General features: G+C 73.9%; 7 protein-coding genes. 3 read left to right on the plus strand and 4 right to left on the minus strand.

The window, feature by feature from the left end; genetic code table 11:
* A partial coding sequence (locus tag AC51EU_RS24255; RefSeq protein ID WP_496269177.1) for an XdhC family protein occupies positions 1 to 740 on the plus strand: 740 nt, incomplete at its 5' end.
* Positions 741 to 761: 21 nt separating this feature from the next.
* Here the strand turns inward: AC51EU_RS24255 and AC51EU_RS24260 are convergent.
* Together AC51EU_RS24260 and AC51EU_RS24265 are read right to left on the minus strand one after the other, a co-directional pair.
* Entirely contained in the window at positions 762 to 1,325 is a 564-nt protein-coding gene (locus AC51EU_RS24260; protein WP_496269178.1) for a GNAT family N-acetyltransferase, read from the minus strand.
* Positions 1,326 to 1,389: 64 nt separating this feature from the next.
* A complete protein-coding gene (locus tag AC51EU_RS24265) occupies positions 1,390 to 2,235 on the minus strand; it encodes a helix-turn-helix transcriptional regulator (protein ID WP_496269179.1) in 846 nt (281 codons plus the stop codon).
* A gap of 91 nt (positions 2,236 to 2,326) precedes the next feature.
* Between AC51EU_RS24265 and AC51EU_RS24270 the strand changes: the two genes are divergently transcribed.
* Together AC51EU_RS24270 and AC51EU_RS24275 are read left to right on the plus strand one after the other, a co-directional pair.
* Positions 2,327 to 4,030 (plus strand): AMP-binding protein, encoded by a 1,704-nt coding sequence (locus AC51EU_RS24270; protein WP_496269180.1) that lies wholly within the window; start codon positions 2,327 to 2,329, stop codon positions 4,028 to 4,030.
* Positions 4,027 to 5,655, plus strand: coding sequence for an AMP-binding protein (locus AC51EU_RS24275; protein ID WP_496269181.1), 1,629 nt, complete (start codon positions 4,027 to 4,029; stop codon positions 5,653 to 5,655). The genes AC51EU_RS24270 and AC51EU_RS24275 overlap by 4 nt, the downstream gene beginning before the upstream one ends.
* A 45-nt stretch (positions 5,656 to 5,700) precedes the next feature.
* Here the strand turns inward: AC51EU_RS24275 and AC51EU_RS24280 are convergent, their stop codons facing one another.
* Positions 5,701 to 6,201 (minus strand): GNAT family N-acetyltransferase, encoded by a 501-nt coding sequence (locus AC51EU_RS24280; RefSeq protein WP_496269182.1) that lies wholly within the window; start codon positions 6,199 to 6,201, stop codon positions 5,701 to 5,703.
* Positions 6,202 to 6,281: 80 nt separating this feature from the next.
* The coding region (locus AC51EU_RS24285; RefSeq protein ID WP_496269183.1) for a M1 family metallopeptidase at positions 6,282 to 7,620 on the minus strand (1,339 nt) is incomplete at its 5' end.

Here is a 7,620-nt window from a genome sequence, read left to right on the forward strand (position 1 = left end):
CCGACGGCCGCCGCACCGGGACCCTCGGCGGCTCCCCGGCCCTCGACCGCACCGCCGCCGCCGAGACCCGCGCCCTGCTCGACGCCGGACGCACCGCCACCGTCACCCTCGGCACGGAGCCCGGCGGCGGGGACGCGGGGCCCGGCGGCCCCCGCTGCGGGCAGCGGGCCGTCCTCCTCGTCGAGTCCGCCCTGCCGCCTCCCCGGATGATCGTCTTCGGGGCCGTCGACTTCGCGGCGGCACTGGTCACGGCCGGCAAGTTCCTCGGCTACCACGTCACGGTCTGCGACGCCCGCCCCGTCTTCGCGACCCGCGAACGCTTCCCCGACGCCGACACCGTCGTCACCGACTGGCCCCACCGCTACCTCGACTCCCAGGACCTGGACGCCCGTACGGCGCTGTGCGTCCTGACCCACGACCCCAAGTTCGACGTCCCCCTGCTGGAGCGCGCCCTGCGGCTGCCCGTCGCCTACGTCGGCGCCATGGGCTCCCGCCGCACCCACCGCGACCGGCAGCGGCGGCTGCGCCGGGCCGGACTCACCGCGGACGAACTGCGCCGCCTGCGCTCGCCCATCGGCCTCGACCTCGGCGCCCGCACCCCCCAGGAGACGGCCCTGTCCATCGCCGCCGAGATCGTCGCCGCCCGGCGCGGCGGCAGCGGCGCCCCCCTCACCGGCGCCCGCACCCCCATCCACCACGACCTCGGCCGCACGGCGGAACGGGCCGGCTCGGTCGCCTGACCGCCGCCCGCCCCCGGCACCTCACGCCGCGCCGGATACCCCCGCGTCCCGCACCAGGCCCATCAGCAGGACGTCGTGCCAGGCGCCGTCCCAGTGCAGCGCCTCCCGCATCCGTCCCTCGACCACGAAGCCGCACCGCTCGTACGCCCGCCGGGCCCGCTCGTTGAACGCGAAGACCTCCAGCTGGACGCGGTGCAGGCCGACGCGTCCGAAGGCGTGGTCCAGCAGCAGCCGCAGGGCCTCGCTGCCCAGACCCCGGTCGGTGGCGCCCGGCACCAGCGCGATGCGCACGGAGCCGGACGCGTTGTCCGCGTCGATGTCGATCAGCGCGAGATCGCCGAGGTAGTCGCCGGTCTCCCGGTCCTCGACGACGAGGTCCAGACGGTCCTCGCGGCCGGGCGCCGCGGCGCACCACTTCCGTGTCTCCTCGGGGGTGAAGTGGCGGTGGGTGCCGGTCAGCCGGCGGGTCTCGGGGTCGAGGGTGGTGACGTGGAACGCGTCGGCGTGACGCTCCGACAGCTGGACGAGACGGACGCGGGCGCCGGTCAGTTCGGGTTTCTCCGCGAGGGCGGTGTGATCGATCATGACGCGATGATCGCCGGAACTGCGGGACGCGGCAAAGGAATTGTCCGACACCCCGGACCCCGCCCTACGGCAGCAGGCCCGACCGCCGCGCCGCGACCACCGCCTGCATCCTGCTGTGCGCCCCCAGCTTGCGCATCCCCGACCGCAGATAGCCCTTCACCGTCTCCGGACGCAGCCCCAGCCGCTCCGCCGCCTGCGCGTTCGTCGCCCCCGACGCCACACACGCCAGCACATCGACCTCCCGCGGCGACAGCGCGGGCCCCTCCCCGCCCGGCTCCTTGCGGCCCGAGGACGCGGCGGCGAGCCGGCCGCAGGCCGCCAGCATCTCCTGCCGCAGCAGCGGGTCGGCGATCCGCTGGGCCAGCGCCCGCAGCTCCCCGTGCGCCTCGCGGACCTCCTCCCACACCGCCGGGTCGGCCGCCGTCGGCTGCCGCGCCACCGACAGCAGCCGTTCCGCCTCGTCCTGGAGCAGCAGCGCCTCCTCCAGTTCGCGGGCGGCCTCCATCGCCGCCGACAGCGGGCCGTCGCCCAGCCGGTGCGGGCTGCGCAGCGCCCCGTACAGCACCCCGCGCACCCGGCGGCGCACCACGACCGGTACCGCGAGCACCGACCGCAGGCCCTCCGCGGCGACCGCCGCGTCGTACTCGTGGCTGATCACCGCGGAGGCCGGGTAGTCGGTCACCGCGAACGGCCGCCCCAGCGCCGCCGCCTTGCCGCCGACGCCCGTGCCGTGGTGGATGTGCAGTCCGCGCAGTACCGCGGTCGCCGTGCCGGACAGTTCGTCGAGCCGGTAGCGGCCGGTGCCCGCCAGCAGGCCGCCGAACGCCACCGGCAGTCCGCTGCTCCGCCGCAGCCGGGCGAGCGCCGCCCCCACCTCACCGGTCCCGCCCGTTTCCGACCCGACGCGCACCCGTACCTCCGCTTCCCCCCGTTCGGGGGTGGTGAGACCTACGTCACTGATTACACGATGTCAGGGAGCCGCGGGGCAATGAGGAGGACAGATGACGGACACCGACAGCGCGGAAGCGGGCCGTTCACCGGCCGCCACCAAGGAGTTCCGGGAGGCGCGCGACCTCCTGCTCCGGTACCGCACGGACTACGAGGCGGCCCGCGCGCACTTCCGCTGGCCGCGCCCGGTCCACTTCAACTGGGCGCTGGACTGGTTCGACGTCATCGCCCGCGGCAACGACCGCGTCGCCCTGCACATCGTCGAGGAGGACGGCGACGAGACCCGTCTGACCTTCGACACCCTGCGCCGCCGCTCCGACCGGGTCGCCAACTGGCTGTCCGCCGCCGGGGTACGGCCCGGCGACCGCGTCCTGGTGATGCTCGGCAACCAGGCGGAACTGTGGGAGACGGCGCTGGCCGCGATGAAGCTGCGCGCCGTCGTCATCCCCGCCACCCCGCTGCTCGGCCCCGCCGACCTCGCCGACCGGATCACCCGCGGCCGGGCCCGCCATGTCGTGGTGCGTGCCGCGGACACCGGGAAGTTCGCGTCCGTGCCCGGCGCGTACACCCGTATCGCGGTCGGCGGGGCGCCGGAGGGCTGGCGGGCCTACGAGGACGCGTACACGGCGCCGGAGGACTTCCGGCCGGAGGGCCCGACCCACGCCGACGACTCGCTGATGCTGTACTTCACCTCCGGCACCACCGCGCGCCCCAAACTCGTCGAGCACACCCATGCCTCGTACCCCATCGGCCATCTCGCCACGATGTACTGGACCGGACTGCGGCCCGGCGACGTCCATCTGAACATCTCCTCGCCCGGCTGGGCCAAGCACGCCTGGTCCAACCTCTTCGCGCCGTGGAACGCCGAGGCCACCGTCTTCATCCACAACTACACCCGCTTCGACGCGGCCCGGCTGATGGCGGAGATGGACCGGGCCCGCGTCACCAGCTTCTGCGCCCCGCCCACCGTGTGGCGGATGCTCATCCAGGCCGACCTCACCGCGCTGCGGCACCCGCCCCGGGAGATCGTCGCCGCCGGCGAACCCCTCAACCCCGAGGTCATCGACAAGGTCCGCGAGGCATGGGGGGTGACGATCCGGGACGGCTTCGGGCAGACCGAGACCGCCGTCCAGGTCGCCAACACGCCCGGTCAGCCCGTCAAACCGGGGTCGATGGGCCGTCCCACACCGGGCTTCGCCGTCGTCCTGCTGGACCCGGTCAGCGGCGCCCCGTCCGACGCCGGCGAGATCGCCCTGGACCTCTCCCGCCGCCCGGTCGGGGTGATGGCCTGCTACCACGGCGACCCGGACCGCACCGCCGAGGCGATGGCCGGCGGCTACTACCGCACCGGTGACATCGGCACCCGGGACGGTGACGGCTGGATCACCTATGTCGGCCGGGCCGACGACGTCTTCAAGGCGTCCGACTACAAGATCTCCCCGTTCGAGCTGGAGAGCGCGCTGCTGGAGCACGAGGCGGTCGCCGAGGCGGCCGTGGTCCCCGCGCCCGACCCGGTGCGGCTCGCCGTCCCCAAGGCGTACGTCGTGCTCGCCGAGGGCTGGGAGCCGGGGCCGGAGACGGCCAAGGTCCTCTTCGCGCACTCCCGCGAGGTCCTCGCCCCCTACAAGCGGGTGAAGCGGCTGGAGTTCGCCGAGCTGCCCAAGACCGTCTCCGGCAAGATCCGCCGCGTCGAGCTGCGCGAACGCACCGCGCACGGGGACGGCGGGCCCGAGTACCGCGAGGAGGACCACCGGTGAGCAGGCTGTCGTACGCGAGCGGGACGGCCGGCAAGCCGCTGCTCGGCGGCACCATCGGCGCTGATCTGGACCGCGCCGTCGCCCGGTTCGGCGACCGGGAGGCCCTGGTCGACCTCCCCACCGGCCGCCGCTGGACCTACACCGCCTTCGGCCGGGCCGTCGACGAGGTGGCCCTCGGGCTGATCGCCCTGGGCGTCGGCAGCGGCGACCGGGTCGGCATCTGGGCGCCCAACTGCGCGGAGTGGGTCCTCGTCCAGTACGCCACCGCCCGGATCGGCGCCGTCCTCGTCAACATCAACCCCGCCTACCGGGTGCACGAGTTGGCGTTCGTCCTGCGGCAGGCCGGGGTGGGGGTGCTGGTCTCGGCCCTGCGGCACAAGACCAGCGACTACCGGCGGATGGCCGAGCAGGTGCGTTCCTCCTGCCCGGGGCTGCGGGACGTCGTGTACATCGGCGATCCGACCTGGGACGGGATGCTGGCCGCGGGTGCCGCCGTGCCGGCCGCCCGGCTGGCCGAGCGCGCGGCGGGGCTCTCCGCCGACGACCCCGTCAACATCCAGTACACCTCCGGCACCACCGGCTTCCCGAAGGGGGCCACCCTCTCCCACCACAACATCCTCAACAACGGGTACTGGGTGGGGGAGACGGTCGGCTACACCGAACAGGACCGGATCTGCCTGCCGGTGCCCTTCTACCACTGCTTCGGCATGGTCATGGGAAACCTCGCCGCGACCTCGCACGGCGCCTGCGTCGTCGTCCCCGCGCCCTCCTTCGACCCGGTCGCCACCCTCCGGGCCGTCCAGGACGAGCGCTGCACCTCCCTCTACGGGGTGCCGACGATGTTCATCGCCGAACTCGACCACCCGCGGTTCGCCGACTTCGACCTCACCTGCCTGCGCACCGGCATCATGGCGGGCTCGCCCTGCCCGGAGGAGATCATGAAGCGGGTGGTCGCCGAGATGCACATGGCCGAGGTGTCCATCTGCTACGGCATGACGGAGACCTCACCGGTCTCCACCCAGACCCGCCGCGACGACGACCTCGTCCACCGCACCGCCACCGTCGGCCGGGTCCTCCCGCACATCGAGGTGAAGGTCGTCGACCCGGCGACCGGTGTCACCGTCCCGCGCGGCGCGACCGGTGAACTGTGCACCCGCGGCTACAGCGTGATGCTCGGTTACTGGGACGAGCCGGAGCGGACCGCCGAGGCCATCGACGCCGCCCGCTGGATGCACACCGGCGACCTCGCCGTGATGAACGACGACGGCTATCTGCGGATCGTCGGCCGCATCAAGGACATGATCATCCGCGGGGGAGAGAACGTCTATCCGCGCGAGATCGAGGAGTTCCTCTACTCCCACCCCAAGATCGCCGACGTCCAGGTGGTCGGCGTCCCCGACGACAAGTACGGCGAGGAGATCGCCGCCTGCGTCATCCTCCGCGACCCCGCCGACCCGCTCACCCACGACGAGCTGGCCGACTACTGCCGGGCACATCTCGCCCACTTCAAGGTCCCCCGCCATCTGGAGATCATGGACGCCTTCCCGATGACGGTCAGCGGCAAGGTCCGCAAGATCGAACTGCGGGAGCGGCTGGCGGAACGGCTGCGCGGCGTGGCGTCGTAGACGCACGGGAGGCACCGGTGCGGACCGGTGCCTCCCGGTGACGCGTCACGCCTCGCGTCGCATGCACACCCGCGGCCAGCGGTCCAGGCCCAGCTCCGCCTCGTGCGCGCGGATCTCCCGCAGGCCCGGGGTGATCTCGTCGCCCGCCAGGACGCGGAAGCCGAGACGGCCGTAGTACGGCGCGTTCCACGGCACCTCGGCGAAGGTGGTCAGGGTCAGCGGGGCGCCCCCGCCCTCCTGCGCGGCCCGCTCGATCAGCTCCCGGCCGATGCCGCGGCGGGCGTGGTCCGGGTGGACGGAGACCTGCTCGATGTGGGTACAGCCGTCGACCGGCTCCCACAGCAGATAGCCCGCCGGGCGCGCCCCGTCCTCCTCGGCGGCGACCAGGAGCCGTCCGGCGTCCCGGGCGGCGGACAGCACGTCGAGGGCGGGCGGCTCGTCGTCCGCCACGGAGGCCATCCCCACCGCGCGGAACGGTTCCCCCGCGGCGCGTTCGAGGTCGCGGAGGGCGGGCAGATCGGCGGCATCGGCACTACGGATGATCATGCCCGTAGTGTCCCCTGCCGGGAGCGGCGAGGGCGAACGGGTTTCCGGTTCCGGCGGCCGCGCGCGGAGCGGGGACGGTCTCACGCCCCGCGCGGCGGCAGCTCCGGCAGCGCCGTGTCGTACAGCCAGGCGCCCAGCAGCTCCCGCACCGGGCGGCCCGCCTGCGCCTCGGCGTGAGCGAGGAACGCCTCGGTGCCCGCGGTCGCGCCGCGATGGGCCTCGTGCCAGCCGCGCAGCGTACGGAAGAACCGCTCGTCGCCCACCGTGAGCCGCAGCGCGTGCAGGGTGCAGGCGCCGCGGAGGTAGACCCGGTCGTCGAAGATGCGACGCGGGCCCGGCTCGGCCAGGCACAGGTTCTGGCGCTCCCGGGCGAGCGAGGAGCAGGCGCGGCGGGCGAGGGTGTCGGCGTCGGGTCCGCCGAGGTGCTCGGACCACAGCCACTCGGCGTAGGTGGCGAAGCCCTCGTTGAGCCAGATGTGCCGCCAGTCGTCGAGCCCGACGCTGTTACCGAACCACTGGTGCGCGAGTTCGTGCGCCACCAGCCTCTCCGAGCCACGCCGACCGTCGGCATGGTTACTGCCGAAGACCGAAAGTGTCTGATTCTCGACGGGTTCCGACAGCTCCGCGTCCACCACGATCGCGCCGTACGCCTCGAAGGGATACGGACCGAACATCCCGGTGAACGCCCGCAGCATCTCCGGCTGGCGCGCCAGATCGTGCCGGGCCGCCTCGGCGAGCCGCGGCGGGAACGCCTGGTGCAGCACGATCGCCCGCCCGTCCGGCAGCACCACGTCCGGCCGCCGCTCGTACTGGAAACGGCCGGTGTAGAGCGCGGCCAGGTACGAGGACATCGGCCCGGGGTGGTGGTACGTCCAGACCTCGCCGCCGCCCTCCCGCCGGTGCTCGCGCAGCGTGCCGTTGGCGAACGCCTGGTGGCCGAGCGGCACGGTGACACGGAAGGTGTAGGCGGCCTTGTCGTCCGGCCGGTCGTTGCACGGGAACCACGACGGCGCGCCCACCGGCTGTGACGCCACCAGCGTCCCCTCGTCAGGGTCGCCGACCAGGTCCCAGCCGATGGCCCCGAACGGCGAGCGCACCGGGCGCGGCCGGCCCCCGTAGCGGACCTCCACCGTGAACGGCGTTCCCGCGGCGATCCGGTACGGCGTCCCCAGCAGCAGCTTCCCCCACCGCTTCCGCGCCCGTACCGGACGCCCGTCGACCAGCGCGCCGCGCACCGACAGCCGCGCCAGGTCGAGGGTGATCCGGTCCAGGGGGACGCGGGCCACCGCCTCGATCCGGGCGCGCCCGTCGAGGCGGCCGCTGCCCGGGTCGTACGCGAGATCCAGGTCGTAGGAGACGGTGCGGTGGCCGTCGGTGCCGTGCCGGGGGTAGTAGCGCCCGGACCTCCGGCCGCGCCGG

It is taken from the genome of Candidatus Streptomyces philanthi, from assembly GCF_059553635.1.